This is a genomic window from uncultured Alcanivorax sp. (assembly GCF_947258575.1).
Lineage (GTDB): Bacteria > Pseudomonadota > Gammaproteobacteria > Pseudomonadales > Alcanivoracaceae > Alcanivorax.
The window spans coordinates 173,239-197,265 of record NZ_CAMYIV010000002.1 but is presented as its reverse complement, the minus strand read 5'-3'; the positions used below and the strand labels follow the sequence as shown (position 1 = coordinate 197,265).

Annotated in this window: 19 protein-coding genes; 4 read left to right on the top strand and 15 right to left on the bottom strand. The window is 58.9% G+C overall.

The genetic code is table 11. The annotated features are described in order from the left end of the window. Positions 1-4: 4 nt before the first annotated feature. Entirely contained in the window at positions 5-889 is an 885-nt protein-coding gene (locus tag Q0Y02_RS01045) for an oxygenase MpaB family protein (RefSeq protein ID WP_297763114.1), read from the top strand. A gap of 157 nt (positions 890-1,046) precedes the next feature. Here Q0Y02_RS01045 and Q0Y02_RS01040 read toward each other — a convergent pair whose 3' ends face one another. The 4 genes from Q0Y02_RS01040 to Q0Y02_RS01025 all read right to left on the bottom strand — a co-directional run bounded on the left by Q0Y02_RS01040 (position 1,047) and on the right by Q0Y02_RS01025 (position 4,806). Continuing rightward, positions 1,047-1,757, bottom strand: coding sequence for a 16S rRNA pseudouridine(516) synthase (locus tag Q0Y02_RS01040; protein ID WP_297763111.1), 711 nt, complete (start codon positions 1,755-1,757; stop codon positions 1,047-1,049). A 71-nt stretch (positions 1,758-1,828) separates the two neighbouring features. Next, the gene (locus tag Q0Y02_RS01035; protein WP_297763107.1) at positions 1,829-2,296 is read right to left on the bottom strand and encodes a DUF3465 domain-containing protein; all 468 of its coding nucleotides are present in this window, start codon (positions 2,294-2,296) and stop codon (positions 1,829-1,831) included. A gap of 130 nt (positions 2,297-2,426) precedes the next feature. Further along, positions 2,427-3,941 (bottom strand): NAD(P)/FAD-dependent oxidoreductase, encoded by a 1,515-nt coding sequence (locus tag Q0Y02_RS01030; RefSeq protein ID WP_297763104.1) that lies wholly within the window; start codon positions 3,939-3,941, stop codon positions 2,427-2,429. 13 nt (positions 3,942-3,954) lie between these two features. Continuing rightward, complete coding sequence (locus tag Q0Y02_RS01025) at positions 3,955-4,806, bottom strand: metal-dependent hydrolase (protein ID WP_297763101.1); 852 nt, start codon at positions 4,804-4,806, stop codon at positions 3,955-3,957. A gap of 311 nt (positions 4,807-5,117) precedes the next feature. Between Q0Y02_RS01025 and Q0Y02_RS01020 the strand changes: the two genes are divergently transcribed. After that, entirely contained in the window at positions 5,118-5,342 is a 225-nt protein-coding gene (locus Q0Y02_RS01020; RefSeq protein WP_297763099.1) for a hypothetical protein, read from the top strand. A 105-nt stretch (positions 5,343-5,447) separates the two neighbouring features. Here Q0Y02_RS01020 and Q0Y02_RS01015 read toward each other — a convergent pair whose 3' ends face one another. The 5 genes from Q0Y02_RS01015 to Q0Y02_RS00995 all read right to left on the bottom strand — a co-directional run bounded on the left by Q0Y02_RS01015 (position 5,448) and on the right by Q0Y02_RS00995 (position 9,929). Continuing rightward, on the bottom strand, positions 5,448-5,846 hold the full coding sequence (locus Q0Y02_RS01015) for a hypothetical protein (protein ID WP_297763096.1): 399 nt from the start codon (positions 5,844-5,846) through the stop codon (positions 5,448-5,450). Positions 5,847-5,903: 57 nt separating this feature from the next. Then, entirely contained in the window at positions 5,904-6,710 is an 807-nt protein-coding gene (locus Q0Y02_RS01010) for an abortive infection system antitoxin AbiGi family protein (protein ID WP_297763094.1), read from the bottom strand. 78 nt (positions 6,711-6,788) lie between these two features. Next, positions 6,789-7,628: a nucleotide-binding protein gene (locus tag Q0Y02_RS01005; RefSeq protein ID WP_297763092.1), complete on the bottom strand. Its 840-nt coding sequence runs from the start codon at positions 7,626-7,628 to the stop codon at positions 6,789-6,791. Positions 7,629-7,969: 341 nt separating this feature from the next. Then, positions 7,970-9,502, bottom strand: a complete 1,533-nt coding sequence (locus tag Q0Y02_RS01000; RefSeq protein ID WP_297763088.1) for a bifunctional GNAT family N-acetyltransferase/carbon-nitrogen hydrolase family protein — start codon at positions 9,500-9,502, stop codon at positions 7,970-7,972. A 52-nt stretch (positions 9,503-9,554) separates the two neighbouring features. After that, positions 9,555-9,929: a hypothetical protein gene (locus Q0Y02_RS00995; protein WP_035244741.1), complete on the bottom strand. Its 375-nt coding sequence runs from the start codon at positions 9,927-9,929 to the stop codon at positions 9,555-9,557. A gap of 33 nt (positions 9,930-9,962) precedes the next feature. On the opposite strand from Q0Y02_RS00995, the gene cobB reads away from it, so the two are divergent. Both cobB and Q0Y02_RS00985 read left to right on the top strand, forming a co-directional pair. Further along, on the top strand, positions 9,963-10,673 hold the full coding sequence (gene cobB / locus Q0Y02_RS00990; protein WP_297763083.1) for a Sir2 family NAD+-dependent deacetylase: 711 nt from the start codon (positions 9,963-9,965) through the stop codon (positions 10,671-10,673). Positions 10,674-10,947: 274 nt separating this feature from the next. Further along, a complete protein-coding gene (locus Q0Y02_RS00985; protein WP_297763079.1) occupies positions 10,948-12,021 on the top strand; it encodes a 3-deoxy-7-phosphoheptulonate synthase in 1,074 nt (357 codons plus the stop codon). Positions 12,022-12,382: 361 nt separating this feature from the next. On the opposite strand, the gene Q0Y02_RS00980 is transcribed toward Q0Y02_RS00985, so the two are convergent. The 6 genes from Q0Y02_RS00980 to nirB all read right to left on the bottom strand — a co-directional run bounded on the left by Q0Y02_RS00980 (position 12,383) and on the right by nirB (position 23,764). Beyond that, complete coding sequence (locus Q0Y02_RS00980) at positions 12,383-15,505, bottom strand: hypothetical protein (RefSeq protein WP_297763075.1); 3,123 nt, start codon at positions 15,503-15,505, stop codon at positions 12,383-12,385. 177 nt (positions 15,506-15,682) lie between these two features. Beyond that, on the bottom strand, positions 15,683-16,696 hold the full coding sequence (locus tag Q0Y02_RS00975; RefSeq protein ID WP_297763073.1) for an alpha/beta hydrolase: 1,014 nt from the start codon (positions 16,694-16,696) through the stop codon (positions 15,683-15,685). Between the two features lie 328 nt (positions 16,697-17,024). Beyond that, entirely contained in the window at positions 17,025-19,637 is a 2,613-nt protein-coding gene (locus Q0Y02_RS00970; RefSeq protein ID WP_297763071.1) for a nitrate reductase, read from the bottom strand. Further along, positions 19,634-20,866 (bottom strand): FAD-dependent oxidoreductase, encoded by a 1,233-nt coding sequence (locus Q0Y02_RS00965; protein ID WP_297763066.1) that lies wholly within the window; start codon positions 20,864-20,866, stop codon positions 19,634-19,636. The genes Q0Y02_RS00970 and Q0Y02_RS00965 overlap by 4 nt, the downstream gene beginning before the upstream one ends. A 22-nt stretch (positions 20,867-20,888) precedes the next feature. Beyond that, entirely contained in the window at positions 20,889-21,233 is a 345-nt protein-coding gene (gene nirD, locus Q0Y02_RS00960; RefSeq protein ID WP_297763063.1) for a nitrite reductase small subunit NirD, read from the bottom strand. A gap of 2 nt (positions 21,234-21,235) precedes the next feature. Next, complete coding sequence (gene nirB / locus Q0Y02_RS00955; RefSeq protein ID WP_297763060.1) at positions 21,236-23,764, bottom strand: nitrite reductase large subunit NirB; 2,529 nt, start codon at positions 23,762-23,764, stop codon at positions 21,236-21,238. Positions 23,765-24,027 lie beyond the last annotated feature (263 nt).

The window sequence follows — 24,027 nt, the reverse complement described above, 5'->3', positions numbered from 1 at the left end:
AACAATGACAGCTCAAGCCAATCTGGAAAGCCGCCAGGCCCGACTGGAACACGACTGGCCCACTCCCCTCACCGCCAGGGAACTGGACCAGCAATTCCCCGGTATCTTCGATGGCGCCATGCTGTTGGCCGGTGGCGCCAACATCATCCTGCAACTGGCCCTGCCTGCGGTGGGCTATGGGGTGGCGGAAAGCCGGGTGGAAAGTGGCTCGATACTGCATCATCCGATCAAGCGCTCACGCACCACCTTCACCTACCTGGCCGTCGCCATGATGGGCACCAGTGAAGAGAAGTTGGCCTACCGCAGAGCGGTGAATCGCTCCCATGCCCAGGTACACTCCACCGAAGACTCACCGGTGAAATACAACGCCTTCGATGAAAACCTGCAGATGTGGGTCGCCGCCTGTCTCTACTGGGGTTTCGTGGACACCCACCAGAAACTGCATGGGCCAATGACCCGGCAGGAACAGGAAACCTTTTACCAGCTGGCCCACCCGCTGGGCACCACCCTGCAGGTTCGCCAGGACACCTGGCCGAAAGACCTGGAAGCGTTTGACGCCTACTGGCAGGAAGGACTGCAGAAGCTGCACATCGACGAGCGCATCCGCCAGTATCTGATGATGATTGCCGACCTGACATTCCTCAGCTCGCCAACCCGGTTTCTGTTGGGGCGTTTCAACCGGTTTGTGACCACCGGTTTCCTGCCACCCGAGATTCGTGAGCAAATGCAGCTGGAATGGAATGACAAAAAACAGCGGCGTTTCGAGCGCACCGTGCGCACCATTGGCCGCATCAGTCTGCTGCTGCCGCGCGTCATCCGGCAGGCGCCTTACAACCTGGTGCTGTGGGATTTCCGCCGGCGCCTGAAGAAGGGCAAGCCACTGGTTTAAGGGGCTTCGCGGATTGGAATGAAAGAGACCGCAAACCCCCACGGCTTTCCAAAACGTAGGGTGCACTGAGCCTAAGGCGAACTGCACCGGACCGGCGTTTGATGGTGCAGTTCGCCCTAGGCTCAGTGCACCCTACGCAACCTGTGACGGCGGCCTTTCATGAAAAGATAGAGGAGCGCTCCATCTCCGAAAGTTCTCGCCACTCACCCAGCTTCAACGTTTCATCCAGCACCAGGTTGCCAATCGCCAACCGATGCAACGTCAGCACTTTGTTATCAAAACGCCCGAACATGCGCTTGATCTGGTGATAGCGGCCCTCGCACAGCCACACGTCAGCCTCGAACGTGCTGCGGATCTTCAGCGTAGCTGGGCGCGTCACAATGCCCTCGTACTCAAACCACATACCCTCGGCGAACGCCGCCACGTACTTTTCGGCTAACGGCTTTTCCACCGCCACCCGATAATGCTTACTCACCTGATTCTCCGGCTGACTCAACTGCCGGGACCAGTCGCCATCATTGGTCAGCAGAACCAGGCCGGTGGAATTGAAATCCAGCCGCCCGGCCAGATGTAATCCCTCACGCTGATCCTCCGGTAGCAGATCCAGCACTGTGGGGTGATGATCATCACAGGTAGCGCTGACCACCCCGGCGGGCTTGTTGAGCATCAGATAACGAGGGCGGGTTGCCTGCAGAATCTCACCATCGCAAACCACCACATCAAAGGGGCCAATCCGTCGCTGCCGGTCACGCTCCACCTGGCCATTAACCTGCACGCGCCCGGCCGCCAGCGACAGCCGCAGATTACTGCGGCTGATTTGCAGGCGGTTGCTGAGAAAACGGTCCAGGCGGTGGTATCGGGAAGTCATGGCGGGATCATAGAGCGCGGCGCAGAGAATACAATCTCCCGCCCGCAGGAGTGGAAAGCCACATCGGCAGGCTACTGAAAGGTTTTGCCATCATGTTTCAGCCAGCCATCCACGTGGCGCCCTTGCGGATCATGGTGGGTCCAGTGAACCACCCCACCCCGCTCGTTCCACTCGTACTCGCCGAAGAAGCTGACGCTCTCGCCCTCACGCAAGTCCGGAATCCGTGGCGCCAGATCGATGTTATGGGCAATCAGAATGGTCTGGCCAGAGGCGAGCTCAAGAATGAATTTCTGGTGGCGGCTGCCTTCGTTATCATCCGGCAGTACCTTGACCACCCGACCGGCGCCTTCCACCTGAACATCGCTTTGCCGGTTTTCATAGGCCGCCTGAATAACCTGATCACCGGCAACCGCGGCCGATGTCGGTTGTGGAGCCTGAGTGGGAGCTTGGCTTACGGCGCTGTCATCTCGAAGGTTATCCAGCCCGTACAGTGCCAGCACTGTCACGGCTGCAGCGATAACCGGGACCATTCTTTTCATCGACGACTCTCTGACCTGTTTATTCCCCCCCTTTTTTACCACAAGCCATCCGCAATGCCAGACACCCCATACACAAAAAAAGGGGCAGCCCTGGCTGCCCCTACCTTTTACCCATTCACTCAAGACACCGTCAGGCTTCCACGGCTTCCTCGGCATTCGCGCACACAAACTCATAATCCGTGGAGCGCACGTTGCGGGTTTGCAGCCAGTAGCGCCAGGTGGAGCCCGGCCACAGGGCGAAATTCTTGCCATCGTCCTGTTGATACCAGCTGGTACAGCCAGACGTCCAGGTCGTGCCCTGCAGACGGCGCTGCACCGTGGCATTGAACGCTTCCTGGGCTTTCGGTTTCACATCCAGATAATCCGCGCCTTCCTCACGCAGCAGCGCCATGCATTGCTGGATGTATTTCACCTGACACTCGATCATGAACAGAATCGAATTATGGCCCAGGCCCGTGTTCGGCCCCACCAGCATGTACAGGTTCGGGTAGCCGCTCACGGTAACGCCGTAATGCGCTTCCGCGGACTTGGCCCAATCCTTATGAAGATCATGGCCCGGCAAGCCGGTGAGCGGAAAATCTTTCATATAGATACGCGGATCCACCACAAAGCCGGTGCCGAGAATGATGCAATCTGCTTCATGCTCTACCCCGTCTTCCGTTACCACGCTGTTGGCTTTCACCTCGCGGATACCGGCGGTGACCAGCTCCACATTGTCGCGGTTGAACATGGGGTACCACTTGTTGGAAATCAGCACCCGCTTGCAGCCGAAGGTGTAATCCGGCGTCAGCTTTTTCGCCAGGGCCTTGTCTTTCACTTGCAGGCGGATGAATTGCTTGCACAAGGCACCCAGCAGTTGCGCGGCCTTCGGGCTAGAGGCCGGTGCCACCCGGGATTCATTGCTCCAGTACAGCCGCGCCCGATGCAGTATGCGCAGCGCCGGGAAGCGCTTGAACAGCCGCTGCTGAATGCCCCAGTAACCGCGCTCATCCCGGGGAATCACCCAGGCCGCGCTGCGCTGGAACACGGACAGTTTCTTCACCTTGGGGGCGATTTCCGGGCAGTACTGAATAGCGCTGCCACCGGTGCCGATGGACACCACCTTCTTGCCCACCAGATCATAGCCATGGTCCCACTCGGCGGAATGCATCACCTTGCCCTTGAAGCGCTTGAGGCCCTTGATGTTCGGCACATTCGGCACGTGCAACGGGCCGGAGGCCAGCACAAAGTGGCGGCAATCGATGGTCATGCCCGCGGCGGTGCGTATCGTCCAACGCCCGGTGCTCTCATCGAAATGGGCTTCGTTCACTTCCTGGTTGAACTGGATAAAGGGCCGCAGCTGATATTGCTCCACGGTATCGAGAATGTAGTTCTCGATTTCATCCCGGGGCGCATAACGTTTGCTCCAGTCCGCCTTGCCGGCGAACGAAAAGGAATACAGGTGCGACTGCACATCGCAGGCCGCCCCCGGATAGCCATTGAAGTACCAGGCGCCGCCCACTTCCGCCGCCTTTTCCAGGATCACAAAATCCTCGTTGCCCGCTTCACGCAATTTAATCGCCATGCAAAGCCCGCCGAAACCGGCGCCCACGATGGCCACATCCACGGAAATCGTCTTTGCAGAAATCTTCGCTTTACTGGTCATGTACCTGCCCTCCTCAGGCGGCTTTCAGCCGGTTCACGTCAAAGGCCGCCACTTCGTCCATCAGTGCCTCGGCCTGGTCCAGGAATTCCCGGTTGTCATGCATCCAGGGGTGAAAGCCGGGGCGGAAGAAATCCAGCCAGTCCGGTAGCGCCCGGCGCAGCACGCCCGGGCGCCCCACCGTCAGGTTGATCACCTTCCACCAGCCCTTCAGGTTCAACAGGCCGCCGCCCTTCGCCACCATCACCGTGTAGAACGGCAGGTACAGGCTCCAGAACAACGCATTGGCCAACAGAAAGGCGCCCACACGCAGGCCATAGGCCTTGATGCCCTTGCCCACCATCTGCTCGAAGGCATCGAAACACACCGCCTTGTGCTCGGTTTCCTCAATGGCATGCCAGCGCCAGATCGCCGAGTAATGCGGGTCCACCCCTTCCATCAATTCGGTATTGCGCAGCAGCATGTCCCCCAACACGGCGGTCAGGTGCTCCAGTGCCACCGTGGCGGCCAGTTGCATCGAACGCGGCGCCTTCTTCACCAGCTCCAGCAACCGCACCACCACCGCATCCATGGCCTCGATCGGCATCCCCTCGGCCACCAGTGCCTCGTTGTATTCCTCATGCTCACGGGTGTGGAAACCCTCCTGGCCGATAAAGGCCGAGACCTGTTCCTTCAGGTGCGGGTCGGTGATTTCCTGGCGGTAGTTGCGCACGCTCTGGATAAAAAAGCGCTCCCCCGCCGGAAAGAAAATCGACAGGGTGTTATAGAACTGGGTGATGTGCAGCCCGCCCGGATTCCAGCTCAGTGCCTTGCCGGCGGGCAGCCCGAATTTGAGATTCCGGCGTACCGGATCAACCTGAATTGTCATTGTCATGCCCCTTCAACAGATCGGATTGATCGGATGCTAGGGCCATGAGGATGACAGGCTCAATGGTTACATTGAGTAATGTCACTGTTTGTTGATATGGGTCAAATCAGGCGGGAAAAGGAATACATACAGACAAATATCGTTTACCAAAACAGAGGGATACGCAGGGGCAGGACGACTAAATTCCAGGGCAGCCTTCTGGCGCTAACCGCATACGTCAGCCAAATAAGACCACATACCCGCAGCGGATTGACCACTAGCTCCCGGGCTGTGAAGGTCGAAGCCACACCAAAACCCAGGAAAACCACACTATGCGTTTGATCGGATTACTGCTGGCCCTGCTCGCTGTAGGCTGGCTGGTCATGACTCAGCTGAAAAACACCCCAACACCGAGCCTGGACGCCGAAAACGGTGCCGGCACCGCCGTTCAGGCCCCTCGTAATGCCGAAGAGTTGAAGGCCTTCGAAGACCAGGTGAATCGTTTGTCGGATCAGCAGAACGCCAAGACCCGGGAAGCGTTGGAGCAGATCCAGTAGACACCGCATTACGATTTAAAAAAAGCGGCGATCCGGACGGCGATCCCTGTAGGAGCGCCGCTTGAGGCGCGAACAAACGAGCCATCTGGCAACGTTTGAATCCGATCAGCCACTCGACCGTTGCGAAAGAAACACCCAACCAAAGAACAACATAAAGGCCAGATCGTTGAGCCCGTAGATGCTGTAGAACACCCCGGCAAACAGATCCTGGTCATACACCGCACCAAGGCTATGGTTCGACATCCACAGCCCCCACACCACCACGTACACCAGCTTCTCGATGGCAAACGCCGCCGCCAGCCAGCGGATATTGCCCTGGACAAACGCCGCCCCCAGATAGGCCAGCCCCCACACCACGATCATCAGCAACCCGAAGTTAGACATCACCACCGGATCGGCCTGATTGATGGCGTCATTGGTGAAGGCACGGGAAAAAAGCAGGACGCCGCCGATGTTCATTAGTGCGGCGGCGATAAAACCGTTTCTGACCAGGTTGACGTTCATTGTCTCTCCTCAGGATTTAAGGCACGGGGCAAAATATGACCCTCGTGGCTTTGACTGTTAAGGACTGTTTGGATACACCATCAATTCAGGCACGTGAGCCCATGAAGCTTCCAAAGCATTCCCAACCTGAGTGCCGATTTCCAAGTTAGGAACAATTAGTTTGAGTACGTCTTTCTCTTCGAATGGTAAAAACTGTGCTCCCTCTTCAGTAACCCAGCGTGCTTCCCGCTCATCACTAAAGACATATCCAGTCTCATAGCGAGAGTACGTAATGTGGTCAATGTTTGTAGCCCCATCGCCAGTAACACTTACCCTCAGCATTCCGAATAGTTCTTCGAATTCTCGCCACAAGACCTCTGGCTTTCTAAAACCAAGAAGTGTCTTACTAAGCCTCTCCCTTTCTACTGCATCAGACCGGCTGACAGCAGCATTATATTCTTTTACAAGCCTGTCTTTCTCCAAGCCGCGGAGCTTGTAGTACTGGACGTTGCGAATGCCATGGCGACGCTTGAAGTCATTCGTGAATACAATTCCAAGCTGTCCATAATGGTTTGATGGCCCCCATTGATGGAGCTTTTTGAGCGGGACATCGCAAAAGCTAATCATCCACACGTCGCAGGGAAGGAGACTAACCGGAGGAGACTGTACCCACCTTCCAAACGAGACTCCTCCTCCCTCTAGTTGGACTGCAGACTTCGGAACCGCCCATTTTGCACCTGGATTGTTAACTATCGGCAGGAATTCAGGACATGGAGACGCCTTCAGCGAGCGTGGCAACAAGATTTTTTCGATAAATTCTTCAGCTTGCTCTTCAAGTCGATCTTCGCGGTACAGAGAACCGAATACGAAATGACAGAGTGACATACTATCCTCAACGCCCTGCTTTGCGGCTGGTTTGGAGCGCAGCGGGAAACCAGTCCGCCAACAGCACCTCGTTAGGGCCTACATGGCCTCGTTTAGGTCTACTTTTAAGCCAGCAACCTTTAACTCTTTAGCTAACGTCAGCCTCCACGCACCTGCTGCATCGATATCTATATATAGAACACCGAGAAAATCAGAAGGGATTTCCACATCTCCTTTCCTAAGAACGCACACCTTATCTCTGCCGAGCTTTGCAGCCATATAACCAAGTTCAACTAACACATTCTGCCGAGCTCTCGGGTGTAGGTTTTCTGGTGTTTCAGAGTTTGCCCCCACATCATCGGGTGTAAAAAGAACTACAGCGTAAGCAGCATCCGCATGCTTTTCTAGCTTTTCAATTATGGTTTTTCCTTCATTTGCTTGCTCATGAAGAATTACCGCATTTAGGCCCAACTTTTCAATAAACCTAGCAGATGACTGTTTTGCTTGTTCGTCATGGCCATGCACTATAAATACGTTATTACTGTTCTCAGACACTACGGCTCCCGTAGTATTTATGACTTCCTGTTCTTTAAACAAAAGGTCATGGGTATAGTCCTTTCCGGACGATAAAGGCAGCAGGCTTCTGTTGGTTGCCATATCAGCGATACGAGATTTTCTCATCCTGTTATTATGCTGCTCTGCGTAGTAGGACTTCGGCTGAGGCGTATTTGTGATTTTAATTTTTTGAACATTATCGATATTTTTGATGACCATGCCATCGACAGTGAAAGCTCTACCAGAGTGCCAAGGTGCTACTATTTGCTGGCTGAGTTCGTCAAATGTTAAATCATTGAACACAGCAGACCTGTCATTCTTCTTACTATCTCCTACCAACTCAACATCGCAGTGCCAGTACTTATCTGGAAATACTTCACCCATAACTCTTCTACCTAATAAGTGCTGAATTGCCCTAACTGGCATTAGGAAGCCCGCTCTAATATCCAATCAAAGCGCAAGCTTCCCACATCTATCAAATTCATATACCGACCGATAAAAGCAGAAATCTCAACGGGTTACAACGGCATACTTTCCGTGGGCGATGGTATGAGGAAGGCGTCATTTCCTGATAGGCCGGGTATAAGGTTCTCTTCTACCTGTTTGAGCACAGCTGTCTGACGTGAGTACGATTTTGGCGGGGTTGTTCGCGGCTCGAGCGCCGCTCCTACGGTGCGCGTCGGGGCGAAGGCAGGCAGGGCCGGACGGCCCTGCCCTGGTGGAATTCAGCCTTTATTCTTCCAATCCAGGCTATACAGATCGTGCCTACGATCCCGCAGGTTGGTCACCGACCCTTCCCGGTGCAGTAGTTTCAGCTTCTCCAGATCCACATCCGCAAACATCAGCATTTCGGTATTGGGCACCGACTCACTGATGATGGCATCGTGGGGGAAGTAGAAGTCGCTGGGGGAGAACACCGAGGACTGGGCGTACTGGATGTCCACGGCGTCGACCCGTGGCAGGTTGCCCACGGAGCCGGCGATGGCCACGTAGCATTCGTTTTCGATGGCGCGGGCCTGGGCGCAGTGGCGTACGCGCAGGTAGCCGTTTTTGGTATCGGTCCAGAACGGTACGAAGAGGATGTCCATCTTTTCGTCCGCCAGGACGCGGCCCAGTTCGGGGAATTCCACGTCGTAGCAGATAAGGATGCCCACCCTGCCGGCGTCGGTGTCGAACACCTGCAGCCGGTCACCGCCCTGGATGACCCAGTCGCGGCGTTCGTGGGGGGTGATGTGGATCTTGTACTGGGCTTCCACGGAGCCATCGCGGCGCATCAGGTAAGCCACGTTGTAGACTTTTTCATTTTCGATGACTGGCATGGAGCCGCCGACGATGTTGATGTTGTAGCTCACTGCCATGTCGGCCAGGGCATCGCGCACTTCGTCGGTGAAGCTGGCCAGGAAGCGCACGGCTTCCACAGAGTTCAGTTCCGGGCGCAGGCCCATGAGGGGCGCGCTGAAGAATTCCGGCAGCACGGCGAAATCGGCGCGATAATCCGATAGCGCATCGATGAAGAATTCCACCTGGTTGAGCAGGTCCTGCACGTCGCGGGCGGCGCGCATACGGCGCTGGACTACGCCCACACGCACCACGGTACGGCGCGGCCATTCGGCGTCGTCGTCTTCCGGTTCGTAGAGGATGTTGTCCCATTCCAGCAGGGTGGCATAGCCGTGGGAATCTTCGTCTTCCGGCAGGTAGGCCTTCATCAGACGTTTCACGTCGAAGCCGTTGGACAGCTGGAACGACAGGATAGGATCGTAGATGGCGCGGGCTTCTACCTGCTCGATGTATTCGGTGACCGGCATCTGGTCGGAATAGTTGGTATAGCCGGGCAGTCGGCCACCGGCCAGGATGGCGCGCAGGTTTTCCTCGCGGCACAGTTCCTTGCGGGCTTCATAAAGGCGGCGGCCCAGGCGGTAGCCGCGGTATTCCTTGTCCACGAACACATCCAGCCCGTAGAGCGCATCGCCCTTCTTGTCGTGGGACTGCACCTTGTCATCGGTGATCAGGTCTTCGTAGCGATGCGGGTTGGAGAAACGGTCGTATTTTACCTTGATGGTCAGCGCGGTGGCCACCAGCTCGCCGTTGTCCTCGATCACCAGCTGCCCGTCCGGGAAAATGCGGATCAGGGTCTTGATGGTCTCTTCCGGCCAGGCACCGCCGATGTCGTGGTAGACCTGGTTCATGAGAAGCGCCAGCGCGGGGTAATCTTCCTCGGTGAGGGTGCGCAGACGCAGGCGAGTGGTTTCTTCTGCCATAACAGAACAGCTCCTTCAGAAGCCGGCTCCGGGATCACCGGTGCCGGGCAAATTATGCATTAAGCGGCGGAAAGGGAATCAGCCAGCTCATGTCCCGATTCTGCAACGCATGCATGCCGCTGGGATAGAGCGCCACACCATCAGGGCGAATAAAAATCACGCCACCGCCGTTGAGACCCACATAGCCGGATTGATGCTCGTTCACAAAGCCGCAGTCATCCTGCCAGTCCGGTTGCAGGGAGGGTGGAATGGTTTCATAGCCGATGACACCATTGGCCAGTGGGTCGTCGATGGCCACGCGGTCGCGGTACAGGCCCACGGCATCCTCCCCCACCAGCAGTACCATGCCCTGGTGAAAATGCAGCAGTGTGACATTGCCGCGCCGGGGCAACGGGAGGTTTTCCTGTAGGTCGATAATGGTATCCATGAAACAAATAATCCTGACTAATCGGACGGATAAATGGCTGAAAACATTGTAATACTTACCGGCGCGGGAATCTCGGCGGAATCCGGTATCAAGACATTCCGCGCCGCCGACGGGCTGTGGGAGAACCACCGGGTGGAAGATGTGGCCACGCCAGAGGCGTTTTTGCGCGATGCCACCCTGGTGCAGACCTTCTACAACAAACGCCGTGAACAACTGCTCAGCACGGCCATCAAGCCCAATGCGGCCCACCAGGCGCTGGCGAAGCTGGAACAGGCCTTTCCCGCCGGCCAGGTGCTGCTGGTGACCCAGAACATCGACAACCTGCACGAACGGGCCGGCAGCCGCAACCTGATTCACATGCACGGCGAATTGCTCAAGGGCCGCTGCCAGGCCAGCGGCGGCCTGGTGGAGGTGACCGGCGAGCTGACCCCGACCCTGCCCTGCCCGCTCTGCGGCGCCAAGGGCTGCCTGCGGCCCCACGTGGTGTGGTTCGGGGAGATGCCCCTGGAAATGGAACGCATCTACCAGGCCCTGGCCCGCTGCGACCGCTTTATCAGCATCGGCACCAGCGGCAATGTGTACCCGGCAGCGGGCTTTGTGGAAGAAGCTAACCGCCACGGGGCGCATACGGTAGAGCTGAATCTGGAGCCCTCCCAGCGGCTCACCGCCTTTGCCGAGCACAAGCATGGGCTGGCCACGGAGCTGGTGCCTGCGTATGTGGAAGAGTTGATAGCCCAGGTATAGGCCAATTCGCCATGCAAGCATGGCTTCCCACAAAAACCCGGCGATGGCGAGAACGCTGTGGGAAGCGATGCTTGCATCGCGAAAAGACGGCCGAAATTGCTCTCCCGCCTCATTATGATTGCCCCACCCTATGACACAGACAGGCCCCGTGATATTTCTATAACCGCCTGATTGGGCTAGACTGCTTCACCTCTACAAAAGGAGTGTCAGCCAGAGCCGCCCGCCATAGAACGGGGCCCGGGGCCTCCAGCAACGACAGGTAGTAAAGACCATCATGACCGATAAACAGGTAGACGATCTCAATATCGCTTCACAGGAAGTGTTGATCACCCCCAATGCGCTGAAGGCAGAGCTGCCGCTTTCTGACAATGCCCTGCAGACCGTGATTGAGGGCCGCGAGACGATCCGTAATATCCTCGACCGCAAGGACCACCGTCTGTTCGTGGTGATTGGCCCCTGCTCTATCCATGACACCAAGGCGGCCATGGAGTACGCGCAGAAGCTGAAGGCGCTGGCCGAGGAAGTGAAGGACACCATCTACCTGGTGCTGCGCGTCTATTTTGAAAAGCCCCGTACCACGGTGGGCTGGAAGGGGCTGATCAATGACCCCTACATGAACGATTCCTTCAAGGTGCAGGACGGCCTGCACATTGCCCGCAAGCTGCTGCTGGATGTGGCCGAGCTGGGCCTGCCAAGCGCCACTGAGGCGCTGGACCCGACCACCCCGCAGTACGTCCAGGACTTGATCGCCTGGAACGCCATCGGCGCCCGTACCACCGAGAGCCAGACCCACCGGGAAATGTCCTCCGGTCTGTCCAGCCCGGTGGGCTTCAAGAACGGCACCGACGGCAGCCTGGATGTGGCGGTCAATGCCATGCTCAGCGTGAAGCACCCGCACCGTTTCCTGGGCATCGATCCGGAAGGCCGCGTGGCGCTGACCACCACCAAGGGCAACCAGTACGGCCACGTGGTTTTGCGTGGCGGCGGCGGCAAGCCGAACTACGATTCCGTTTCCGTGGCGCTGGCTGAGCAAGCGCTGGAGAAAGCCGGGGTTTCCACCAACATCATGGTGGATTGCTCCCACTCCAACTCCAACAAGGACCCAAGCCTGCAACCGCTGGTGATGGAGAACATTTCCAACCAGATTCTGGAAGGCAATCAGTCCATTGTTGGCTTGATGGTGGAATCGCATCTGAAATTCGGTAACCAGAAGCTCCCGGCGAATCTGGACGACCTGGAATACGGCGTGTCGATTACCGATGGCTGTATCGCCTGGGACACCACCGAGAAAGCCATTCGCGACATGGCCGACAAGCTCCGCGACGTACTGCCCAAGCGCAACGGCTGATCGCTGGTTGATACGAAAAAGCCGCCTTGATGGCGGCTTTTTTTGTGTCCGGGGTTTTTGATCCTCTGTAGGAGCCAGCCTGCTGGCGATCTGCTGGTGTTGCGCATCAATCGCCAGCAGGCTGGCTCCTACAGTTGGTTTTTTCCATAAAACGGTTCCCTTCAATCTGCCCCCTGACCGTCGCCACCGACCGCGTAGGGTGCACTGAGCCTAAGGCGAACTGCACCGATCCGGCGTTTGATGGTGCAGTTCGCCTTAGGCTCAGTGCACCCTACGCTTGGTAATCCGTCGGTGTTTGCGACCATAAAAAAAGCCCGGCGCGAAGGCCGGGCTTTTTTATGTTGCGTTACTGAGCAGATGCTTAGAGCAAGCCACCCAGCAGGCTGTCGAACAGATCCGTCAGGGCGTTGCCGGATTCCAGAGAGATGCCCTCTCCAGTTTCCTGGTTCGCCAGACAAGCCAGACCCAGAGTCAGCGACAGATTGCCTTCGTCATTAAAGGCACTCAGCAGCGGACAGCCGGGCAGCAGACCGATCTGCTCGGAGTTGAGCAGCTCCACGTTGTCCAGGGACTCGATGAAGCACTGAGTCGGATCCACGGTACCGGTTCCGGAGGTTTCCGGGCACACCTGATCGGTGAGCGGGTTCGGCTCGCTCAGCGGGCCCAACAGTTCTTCCAGAGCGGCAAGGCCGGCACCGGCTTCGGTCAGACAGTCAGTGGGCGTGGTGGGACCAATCGCACCAGCAGCGGTTTCCGGGCAGAACTGCTCCAGCAGCGGGGCCAGCGGGTTGTCACCACCGCCACCACCGGGCAGACCACCACCGGCCGCTTCCATGAAGCAGGCTGCCGGATCAATCGGCGCGTTGGCCGCCGCTTCCGGGCACAGCGCCTCGGTCAGTGGGTTGGGACCCAACAGCAGCTCTTCCACGTTGCCGAAGCTGTTACCGGCTTCGGTCAGGCAGTCGATCGGCGTGGTCGGGCCCAGATCCGCATCAGAGGTGTTGGGGCAGAACTGCTCCAGCACTGGACCCAGCGGGTTGCCATCGGCACCCGGCAGACCACCGCCACCCGGCGCAAAACCTCCGGCCGCTTCCATGAAGCAGGCTGCGGGATCGATCGGGCTGTTGGCAGCCGCTTCCGGGCACAGTTGCTCGGTCAGCGGGTTGGAACCCAGCAGCAGGTCCTGCACGTCGCCGAAGTTACCACCGGCTTCGGTCAGACAGTCGATGGGGGTGGTCGGACCCAGGTCGGCTTCAGACGTCGCCGGGCAGAACTGGGCCAGTACTGGCTCCAGCGGGTTGCCGTCGGCACCCGGCAGACCACCGCCACCCGGGGCAAAGCCACCGGCTGCTTCTTCGAAGCAGGCAGCAGGATCAATCGGGCTGTTCGCCGCCGCTTCCGGGCACAGTTGCTCGGTCAGCGGGTTGGAACCCAGCAGCAGGTCCTGCACGTCACCGAAGTTACCACCGGCTTCCGTCAGACAGTCGATGGGGGTCGTCGGACCCAGGTCGGCTTCAGAGGTTTCCGGGCAGAACTGCGCCAGTACCGGCTCCAGCGGGTTGCCATCGGCACCTGGCAGACCACCGCCACCCGGGGCAAAGCCACCGGCTGCTTCTTCGAAGCAGGCTGCGGGATCAATCGGGCTGTTCGCCGCCGCTTCCGGGCACAGTTGCTCGGTCAGCGGGTTGGAGCCCAGCAGCAGGTCCTGTACGTCGCCGAAGTTACCACCGGCTTCCGTCAGACAGTCGATCGGAGTCGTCGGACCCAGGTCGGCCATGGAGGTTTCCGGGCAGAACTGCGCCAGTACCGGCTCCAGCGGGTTGCCATCGGCACCCGGCAGACCACCGCCACCCGGGGCAAAGCCACCGGCTGCTTCTTCGAAGCAGGCTGCGGGATCAATCGGGCTGTTCGCCGCTGCTTCCGGGCACAGTTGCTCGGTCAGCGGGTTGGAACCCAGCAGCAGGTCTTGCACGTCGCCGAAGTTACCACCGGCTTCAGTCAGGCAGTCGATCGGAGTCGTCGGACCCAGGTCGGCTTCAGAGGTTTCCGGGCAGAACTGCGCCAGTACCGGCTCCAGCGGGTTGCCATCGGCACCCGGCAGACCACCGCCACCCGGGGCAAAGCCACCGGCGGCTTCTTCAAAGCAAGCAGCGGGATCGATCGGGCTGTTGGCAGCCGCTTCCGGGCACAGTTGCTCGGTCAGCGGGTTGGAGCCCAGCAGCAGGTCTTGCACGTCGCCGAAATTACCACCGGCTTCGGTCAGACAGTCGATCGGGGTCGTCGGGCCCAGGTCGGCCATGGAGGTTTCCGGGCAGAACTGCGCGAGTACCGGCTCCAGCGGGTTGCCGTCGGCACCTGGCAGACCACCGCCACCCGGGGCAAAGCCACCGGCTGCTTCAGAGAAACAGGCTGCGGGATCAATCGGGCTGTTCGCCGCCGCTTCCGGGCACAGTTGTTCTGTCAGCGGGTTGGAACCCAGCAGCAGGTCCTGTACGTCCTGGAAGTTACCGCCAGCTTCCGCCAGGCAGTCGATCGGGGTGGATGGGCCAAGGTCCGCCATGGCGGTTTCCGGGCAGAACTGCTCAAGGGCAGGCGCGAACGGATTGCTACCGCCGTCACCGCCACCGCCGCCGCCATCACCACCACCTGGAATGCCACCGCCCATCAGGGCTTCAGCAAAACACTGGGGCGGATCAATGCGACCATCCGCATTATCTTCAGGACAAATCTGCTCGGTCAGCGGATTGCTGGCGGTGAGCATGTTGTAGATGTCCATGTAGGCACGGCTGGCTTCGTTGAGACAGTTGACTGGCGTTTCCGGGCCCAGCTCCTGTTCGCCGGTTTCCGGGCAAAGCTGCGCAAGCAACTGGTCAGAACCGGGCAGACCGCCATCACCACCGGGCAAGTCGCCACCGCCGCCAACGGCTTCGGTAAAGCAGGCCGCGGGATCAATCGGGCTATTCGCCGCCGCTTCCGGACACAGTTGCTCGGTCAGCGGGTTGGAGCCACCGATCATGTCACCGATGTTCTGGAAATTACCGGCCGCTTCCTGCAGACAGGCCGCCGGGAAGGTGGCGCTACCGTCAAAGGAGCTGTCGGTATCGTAGATGAAATCCTGATCCAGCATTTCACCATTGAACGTCAGCGTGGCATCGAATACCTGTGCCGCTTCCGGGCAGAACTGCTGTACTACCGGATTCAGCGACAGCTCGTAGCCGGTATCTTCCTCGGCAGCGTCTTCGCTTTCATCCAGACAGGCTTCCGGATCGACGGAACCGTCTTCCCCGGCATCACCGGACGCACCAGGACACAAGGCATCGGTAAGCTCGTTCTGATCGTCGATGATCTCTGCGATTTCTGGAGGCAGGGCGCGCGCGGCCGGGCCAGAGTCGGCAGGCGCTGAGCTGCTGCCTCCACCGCCACAGGCCGTCAGCAGTGCCGCCAGGGCGCTGCTGCCTACCAGAAGTTTGAGTTGATTAGCCAAGATGAACCCCTCCATCGTACTTTGTCGTTATGGTCTCCGAGCGGAGACTGGCATCAGCGACTATGGAAGGGATGTGCAATCTGCTGTAGAGCAAGGAAGTTGGCCAACTGTAATCAAGCGTAGCCAGCGTTACGGAACCGTGTCTGAACTCAGGTCAGGGCTACTTTTGATAACAATTTACACTTTGCCTGCGGAATCCAGCCTGCCGACCACCGTTGCCCGCGCGCGGACATGACTGTCTCGATCACGATCGTTGAGATGGCCATGCACAAAGGCCCCGATTTCCTGCAACGCCAGGCCGGCCTCGGGGAGCCAGGCGGCCAGGGCATGAAACACATGGGGCATACGTTCCCAGACCTGCAATTGGCAATCCACGCCCGCCTTTTCTGCCTGCCCGGCAATACGGATCGCATCGCTGTAGAGCAGCTCGGTGCTGCCCACCTGCACCAGCAACGGCGGCAGGCCGGTGAAGTCGGCAAATACCGGTGAAATCATCGGAGACGCGGGATCGTAACCCTGACTGTATGACGCGGAGACAAAGTTCAGCGCCCCCAGGGGAATCAGCGGTTCTTTGTCTGCATTGTCACGGATGCTGTCACCGGAGCAGGACAGGTCACCCCAGGGGCTGATCAGCACCGCCGATGAGGGTAACGGCAGTTTCAGTTCCCGTAACCGCAGCATGGTAACCAGCGCCAGGTTGCCGCCGGCGGAATCCCCGGCAAAGACGATATGCTCACTGCTGTAGCCGGTATCCAGCAATGCCTTGTAGGCGCGCACCGCATCTTCCAGTGGTGCCGGGTAGGCCCAGTCCGGCGGCTGTCGGTAATCCAGCGCTAACACCTTGGCGCGACAGTAATGGCTGAGCCGCCAGGTAACGGCTCGATGGGAACGGGGCGAACCGAAAAAATAGGCACCGCCGTGGAAGTACAACACCACCCGGTTGCTACGTACGCGCCGCCCGGTGATCAACCATTCGCCGGGCACCCCGCCCACCTGGGCCCGTGAGATATGCACGTCGGACGGCACCGGCAATGCCAACGTGACAGCATCGAAACCGAGCTGGGAAAACTTCATGAAACGGCGGGAAAATTTCAGCCGGCTGATAACCGGTTTCACCATGCCCTTGGCCACCGCGTTGATGACCCTGCCCTGCCAGCTCAATGCTGGATAATCTGTCTTGTTGCTCGTCATGGCTTGCGTCACATCGAAACCGATGCTTCGAGACTAAGCGCTGATAGTGATAGGGACAAGGTGACAGGAAAGCGGGAAATGTAGAAACGTGCGAAACAGATCTGCATCGCCTTCCATTTTTATTTTTGTTGTACCACTTAATTTGCCAGCAGCCTCTCTGCGCGACGAGTATCCGTTCGCCATGCAAGCATAGCTCCTACAAAAAAATCGGCGATCAATGTGTAGGGTGGGTTAGCCGCAGGCGTAACCCACCAATTTCTGACCTGGCCATGGTGGGTTACGCCTGCGGCTAACCCACCCTACGTTTCGATCATTGTTTGAAGGAGCCTCAAACGCTGCAGGTTTCCAGCAGGCCGCGTAATTCCGGAATGCAGGAGCCGCAGTTGGTGCCTGCCTGGCAGCCTTTGCCGATGGCTTCCACGCTGTCGGCGCCCGCTTCTACGGCGGCTTCGATGGTTTTCTGGGGGACCTGGAAGCAACTGCAGATCACCGGCCCCAGGTCCGGGCCGGCATCCACCGGTTGGCCAGCGAGCAATGCCAGGTGCTGGGTTTCTGCTTCATCAGCAAAACAGTTTGCCAGCCATTCCACATCGCACAGCGGCAGCTCTTCGCCGATGGCCAGCCAGGCCAGCAATCGGCCCTCACTGTCCAGGGCGGCGCGACGGAAATGTCCGCTGGCGGGATCGTTCAGTGCCAACCACTGAGCGGCTTCGGGCATCCAGTCGTGAAGCTGTTGTTCGGTTAGGTCCGCATCGCCGGCCAGCCGATAGCGCTGTACCTGGCCCGTCTGCAAAAAAGCATCAACGGGAACTCGGGCCCAGTACTCCACAGCGGGCGCGGGTGCCACCGTGAACAACCAGCCATGCCAGCGGGGTTGCCAGTCGCTGACGTTGACCGGCGTATGTTTGAACGCCGGCTGGCCGGAATGCGGATCCAGACGTGCCGGCACCAGGGCATCCACCCGGGCGCGGCGAGAAAACTGATCGGTCCAGTGCATGGGCATAAACGCAGTGCCGGGGCGTTGCCCAGTATCACTGGTTACCCGCACCAGGGCGTCACCGACCTTGCTGGAAAGGCGCACGAAACCACCCTCCTTCAATCGGTAACGCTCAATGTCCTCGGGGTGCAACGCGGCAAAGGGTTCGCTCAGGTGGGCAAACAGGCGACCGGCACGGCCGGTGCGCGTCATGGTGTGCCACTGGTCGCGAATACGGCCGCTGTTGAGAATAATCGGGAAGGCATCGCCGATCTTGCGAACTTTGGGATTCTCACAGGCAACGAAACGGCCACGACCATTCGGCGTGGCGAAGTGTCCGTCGGCAAAGCAGCGAGGGTTCCCTTGCAGGGGCCATTGTTGTGGCTGCCACTGCTCATACTGGTCGGCGCTCAGGCCCGCAGCCGCGGTCATATCCAGCCGCTTGCCAAATCTGCCCGCCAATGCGGTGAGCGCCGAGTACTCGGCAAAAATCTCGTGTTCGTGCTGATAGGGAAACGCGTAGTCGTAGCCCATGCGCCGAGCCACTTCGGTGACAATCCACCAGTCCGCCTTGGCGTCGCCCGGGGCTTTCACAAAAGGACGCTGGCGGGATACGCACCGTTCGGAGTTGGTGACCATGCCGGATTTTTCCCCCCAGCCCAGGGCCGGCAGGCGAATATCGGCACAGGCCAGGGTGTCGCCGCTGGCCACGCAATCGGACACCACCACGGTGTCGCAGGCCATCAGGGCATGGCGTACCCGATCGGCTTCCGGCAGGGAATCCACCGGATTAGTGGCCATGATCCACACCGCTTTTACCTGACCGCTTTCCACCGCATTGAACAGGTCCACGGCGGTGAGACCATTTTCAGTTGCCAACGTCTCGGTCTGCCAGAAATCCGCCACCGCGGCATGGTGTTCCGGGTTATCGATATCCAGGTGCACGGCAAGCTGGTTGGCAAGCCCCCCCACTTCGCGACCGCCCATGGCGTTGGGCTGGCCGGTGATGGAAAACGGGCTGGCACCGGGCTTGCCCACCCGCCCCGTGGCCAAGTGGGCGTTGATAATGGCATTGCCCTGATCGGAGCCGTTGCGAGCCTGGTTAACGCCCTGGGAAAACACGGTGACGGTACGCTCGCAAGCGGAAAACCAGTGGTAGAAGGTGGTCAGATCCACCTGGCTGACACCCATCTGCTCGGCCAGTGCGTGCCAGTCATTTCCCTGCTTGCGCGCTGTGTGCAAGGTGCTATCAAAACCTTCGGTGTGCGCGTCGATGTAATCCTGGTCCAGGGCGTTGTGGTCATCCAACCAGGTGAGCAGGCCATTAAACAGGGGTACGTCCTGCCCCGGGCGAATGGCAAGATGCAGATCGGCCAGGTCACAGGTGGCCGTGCGGCGGGGATCAATCACCACCACTTTCATGTCCGGGCGCGCTTGTTTGGCGGCGGCGATGCGCTGGTAAACGATGGGGTGCGCCCAGGCGGTGTTGGAGCCAGTGAGGATCACCAGGTCCGCCAGCTCCAGATCTTCATAACAGCCGGGCACCACGTCTTCGCCAAACGCGCGCTTGTGGGCTACCACCGCGCTACTCATGCACAGGCGGGAGTTGGTATCGATATTGGCGCTGCCGATAAACCCTTTCATGAGTTTATTGGCCACGTAATAGTCTTCGGTGAGCAACTGGCCGGACACATAGAATGCCACCGCATCCGGGCCGTGTTCATCAACGATACGACGGAAACGGTCGGCCACTTCATCCAGGGCACGATCCCAGGGCACCACTTGCCCATTCACTTCCGGCTGCAACAGGCGGTCCTGATCGCCCAGGGTTTCCAGTACCGAGGAGCCTTTCACACACAAGCGCCCGGCATTGGCCGGGTGCTGCTTGTCACCTTGCAGTGTGATGCCATCGGTTTTGATACCGCAGCCCACGCCGCAGTAAGGACAGGTGGTGCAAATACTCATGCGGCAATTTCCTCCTGCGTGTTGCCACCATTGCCGGGCAGATTGCAGAAGGCTTCACCCAGTAACAGGGTGGCGCGCATGGCACTGATATCCGTGCAGTTGCGCCACAGGGTTTCGTAGAAAGGGGCTTCAGCCACATCGCCATACAACACCATGCCGATGATGCGATTGTCGCGAATTTGCAGACGACGATAACCACCGGGCAACGCCAGCTGCAGGGTGTCCCCCTCTCCGGAGAAATCCCCGAAGGACACCAGATCGATACCGGAAATTTTCAAGCGGGTGGCACTGTCCGCATACAGGTAACGGCGATGACCCAGCTCGGCAAGGTGGCTGGCACACACGGATGCCTGCTCATACAAGGGTGCAACCAGGCCGAAGGTGCGTTGGCGATGCTCTACGCATTCGCCGATGGCGTAGATGGCCGGGTCGAAGGTTTGCAGGGTATCGTCCACGCGGATGCCCTGGTTAACGGTGAGGCCAGCCCGGGCGGCCAGCTCGGCGCGGGGCACGATACCCACCGCCTGCACCACATAGTCGGCGGGCAGGCGCTGACCATCGCCCAGATGTACGGCCGCGACACCGCCGTGACCGTTATCTTCGATGGATTGGGTGCGCGCCTGCATGACAAATTTCAGGCCCCGGGCTTCCAGATCCTGTTGCAGGCGATGGCCTGCCGTTTCATCCAGTTGCTGGTTAAGCAGGTGCCCACGGCTGTGCACCAGGGTCACATCGTGGCCCAGTTTCACCAGCGCATCGGCCGCCTCCAGTCCTAAAAAGCCGCCGCCCACCACCACTACCCGGGCTGCCGGCAGCGACAATAATGTCCTGACGTCATGCAGATCACGAAAGCTCATGACGCCCTTCAGTGCCACACCGTCCACCGGCAACTGACGCGGTGCCGCGCCGGTGGCCAACAGCAGACGATCATACTCAAGCACATGCCCCGCCGCGGTGATCACCTGGCGGCGATGACGATGAATCTCCACCACCGGGGAACCGGTAATCAGACGTATACTCCGCTCGCGATACCACTGGTGGGGATAGGTGGTGATGGTCTTTTCATCCGTGCCACCACAAAGCAGTGGTGACAGCATGACCCGGTTGTAACCGGCAAAGGGCTCCTCCCCCACCACCGTGATCTGATACAGATCCGGTGCCAGGTGGGTGAGCTCTTCCAGCAGGCGGCACGCCGCCATGCCGTTACCAATTACCACCAGTCGCTTCATTACTGCTTCGCCTTTGCGGTATTCAGGCCGGGACGGCCAGTTTGATCACGTCGCCTTCCACTTCTACCGGATAGACCGTGAGGGAAACGGCTTCGTCTTCCAGACACTGGCCCGTTTCCAGATCGAAATGCTGCTTGTAGATCGGCGACGCTACCACACGCTTATCACCCACCGACCCGAGAATGCCCCGGCTCAGCACGTTGGCCTGGCTGAACGGGTCGCGATTATCCAGGGCGTAGAGGCTGCCATCGCGGGTGCGGAACAGGGCGGCCTGGCGACCGGGCAGGCGTACGCCTACCCCGGTGCCCGGTAATACGTCATCAAGCTTGCACACGGCTTGCCATTGCACGGCAACGGAACTGTTCATGCTCATGCCTCCTCGACCAGTTCGATACGTTCATGTTCAAAGGCCGGACGACGCTGGCCGCGCTCGCGCACGTATTTCAGGTTGTCGTCGGCGCTGTTGTCGTTGACGAAATGCTTGAAGCGTTTCACTGCTTCGTCGTCTTCGATGGTGGTCTTCCACTCACACTGGTAGGTGTCGATCACGTGTGCCATTTCCGCTTCCAGCTCGGCACCGATGCCCAGGGAATCCTCCAGAATCACCTGCTTCAGGTAATCCAGGCCACCTTCCAGGTTTTCCAGCCAGACGCTGGTACGCTGCAGACGATCCGCCGTCTTGATGTAGAACATCAGGAAACGGTCCACGGTCTTGATCAGCTCTTCATCGGTCAGGTCAGATGCAAACAGATCCGCATGGCGCGGGCGCATGCCGCCGTTGCCACAGACATACAGGTTCCAGCCTTTCTCGGTGGCGATCACACCCACGTCCTTGCTCTGCGCTTCAGCACATTCACGGGTACAACCACTTACGGCCATCTTGATCTTGTGCGGGCTGCGCAGGCCCTTGTAACGCTCTTCCACCTGGATGGCGGTACCCACCGAATCCTTCACCCCGTAGCGGCACCAGGTGGAACCCACACAGGATTTCACGGTACGCAGGGACTTGCCGTAGGCGTGGCCGGTTTCAAAGCCGGCATCCACCAGGGTGCGCCAGATGTCCGGCAACTGCTCCACGCGAGCACCGAACAGATCCACCCGTTGGCCACCGGTGATCTTGGTATAGAGGTCGTACTTCTTGGCCACTTCGCCCAGCACGATGAGCTTGTCCGGGGTGATTTCACCGCCGGCCACACGGGGCACCACGGAATAGGTGCCGTCGCGCTGCAGGTTACCGAGGAAGTAATCGTTGGTGTCCTGGAGGCCCGCGTGGGGCTTGTTCAGCACATAATCGTTCCAGCAGGACGCAAACACCGAAGCCGCGGTGGGCTTACAGATATCACAGCCTTCGCCGCTGCCGTGTTTTTCCAGCAGCTCATCAAAGGTGGTGATCTGCCCTACCCTTACCAGGTGATAGATTTCCTGGCGGGAATACGGGAAGTGTTCGCAGAGGTGGTTGTTCACTTCCACGCCACGTTTTTCCAGCTCACTGTCCAGCACCTGTTTCACCAGCGCCGAACACCCCCCGCAGGTGGCGGAAGCCTTGGTGCAGGACTTCAGATCACCCACGGTCATGGCGCCACCATCAATGGCAGCACACAGATCACCCTTGGAGACGTTATTACAGGAACAGATCTGGGCAGTGTCCGGCAGCGCATCGGCACCCAGCAGGGGCGCACCATCGGAAACCGGCGCCACCAGTGCCGCCGGATCACCGGGCAGGTCCATCTCGTTCAGGCACAGCTGCAGCAGGTTGCCGTAGTCGTTGGCGTCACCCACCAGAACCGCGCCCAGCAGTTTCTTGCCACATTCACTGATCACCGCCTTCTTGTAGATGCCGGCGGTTTGATCCATGAACACGGTACTGCGTGAACCCGGAGTGTTGCCGTGGGCATCACCGATGGACGCCACGTCCACGCCCATCAGTTTCAGCTTGGTGCTCATGTCGGCACCCTGGAACTGGTTTTCGACCTTGCCCATCAGGTGCTCAGCGGCGATTTCTGCCATCTGGTAGCCCGGCGCCACCAGGCCGAAGATGCGACCTTCCCACAACGCTACTTCGCCGATGGCATAAATGCTGTCATCAGAGGTCACACAGTGGTTGTTCACCACGACGCCGCCACGCTCGCCCAGCTCCAGCTCACAGGCACGGGCCAGTTCGTCCTGGGGACGGATGCCGGCGGAGAACACGATCACATCGGTTTCCAGGTAATTGTCTTCACCGAAGTTCATCCGGTGTTTGCAGGTTTCACCGTCCACAATGTCTTTGGTGCCGGTGCTGGTGTGTACGGTGACACCCAGCTCCTGAATCTTGTCCTTGAGCAGGCCGCCACCAAAGTCGTCCACCTGGACAGCCATCAGACGCGGGGCAAACTCCACCACATGGGTTTGCAGGCCCAGGTCATGCAATGCCTTGGCTGCCTCCAGGCCCAACAGCCCGCCCCCCACAACGGTGCCCACTTTGCCGCCTTTACTGGCAGCGATCATGGCATCCAGATCATCGATGGTGCGGTACACGAAACAGTTATCACGATCGTTACCGGGTATCGGCGGCACGAACGGATAAGACCCGGTGGCCAGTACCAGCTTGTCATAGCTGAGCGTTTCACCCGTGTTGGTGGTGACGGTGCGTGCACCACGATCAATGGCATCCGCCTTGGTATTCAGCTTCAGGGTAATGTCGTGTTCGGCGAAGAACCCTTCAGGCACCAGCGACAGGTCGTCGGCGGTCTTGCCGGAAAAGTAGCTGGTTAGCCCCACGCGGTCATAGGCCGGCAGTGATTCGGCGCACAGTACGGTAATGTCGAAGTGCTCGCGGCCACCCTGGGCCACCAGCGACTCTAGATAACGTTGGCCCACCATGCCGTGGCCAATAAGTAGAAGTTGTTGCTTTGCCATAAGGCTCACCCTCGCGGTGCATAACTGACACCCATCACTGAGCAAGGCCTGTGCCAACTTGCTAACTCATTATTTTTAATGGATTTATTTTATTTTTTGGGCAATAACCACAGAAACCCTGCTTTCTTTTAATGCGTTCGTGCACGAGAAAAATGCATTTTTTCGTGCACCGAGATGACCCATAAACGCTCCCGATTTGCGCACAGTTATTGCTCTCCCCCCGGTTAATTCACTTTTACTTCATTGAAAACAGATACTTAGCA

Bases quoted from the DNA above. Each gene is read 5' to 3' on its own strand.
- Q0Y02_RS01035 (WP_297763107.1), bottom strand. From the start codon at position 2,296: ATGAAAAGAATGGTCCCGGTTATCGCTGCAGCCGTGACAGTGCTGGCA.
- Q0Y02_RS01005 (WP_297763092.1), bottom strand. From the start codon at position 7,628: ATGGGTGAAGTATTTCCAGATAAGTACTGGCACTGCGATGTTGAGTTG.
- Q0Y02_RS00995 (WP_035244741.1), bottom strand. From the start codon at position 9,929: ATGGATACCATTATCGACCTACAGGAAAACCTCCCGTTGCCCCGGCGC.
- Q0Y02_RS01010 (WP_297763094.1), bottom strand. From the start codon at position 6,710: ATGTCACTCTGTCATTTCGTATTCGGTTCTCTGTACCGCGAAGATCGA.
- Q0Y02_RS00985 (WP_297763079.1), top strand. From the start codon at position 10,948: ATGACCGATAAACAGGTAGACGATCTCAATATCGCTTCACAGGAAGTG.
- nirB (WP_297763060.1), bottom strand. From the start codon at position 23,764: ATGGCAAAGCAACAACTTCTACTTATTGGCCACGGCATGGTGGGCCAA.
- Q0Y02_RS01000 (WP_297763088.1), bottom strand. From the start codon at position 9,502: ATGGCAGAAGAAACCACTCGCCTGCGTCTGCGCACCCTCACCGAGGAA.
- Q0Y02_RS01040 (WP_297763111.1), bottom strand. From the start codon at position 1,757: ATGACTTCCCGATACCACCGCCTGGACCGTTTTCTCAGCAACCGCCTG.
- Q0Y02_RS01025 (WP_297763101.1), bottom strand. From the start codon at position 4,806: ATGACAATTCAGGTTGATCCGGTACGCCGGAATCTCAAATTCGGGCTG.
- nirD (WP_297763063.1), bottom strand. From the start codon at position 21,233: ATGAACAGTTCCGTTGCCGTGCAATGGCAAGCCGTGTGCAAGCTTGAT.
- Q0Y02_RS01045 (WP_297763114.1), top strand. From the start codon at position 5: ATGACAGCTCAAGCCAATCTGGAAAGCCGCCAGGCCCGACTGGAACAC.
- Q0Y02_RS01020 (WP_297763099.1), top strand. From the start codon at position 5,118: ATGCGTTTGATCGGATTACTGCTGGCCCTGCTCGCTGTAGGCTGGCTG.
- cobB (WP_297763083.1), top strand. From the start codon at position 9,963: ATGGCTGAAAACATTGTAATACTTACCGGCGCGGGAATCTCGGCGGAA.
- Q0Y02_RS00975 (WP_297763073.1), bottom strand. From the start codon at position 16,696: ATGACGAGCAACAAGACAGATTATCCAGCATTGAGCTGGCAGGGCAGG.
- Q0Y02_RS01015 (WP_297763096.1), bottom strand. From the start codon at position 5,846: ATGAACGTCAACCTGGTCAGAAACGGTTTTATCGCCGCCGCACTAATG.
- Q0Y02_RS00970 (WP_297763071.1), bottom strand. From the start codon at position 19,637: ATGAGTATTTGCACCACCTGTCCTTACTGCGGCGTGGGCTGCGGTATC.
- Q0Y02_RS00965 (WP_297763066.1), bottom strand. From the start codon at position 20,866: ATGAAGCGACTGGTGGTAATTGGTAACGGCATGGCGGCGTGCCGCCTG.
- Q0Y02_RS01030 (WP_297763104.1), bottom strand. From the start codon at position 3,941: ATGACCAGTAAAGCGAAGATTTCTGCAAAGACGATTTCCGTGGATGTG.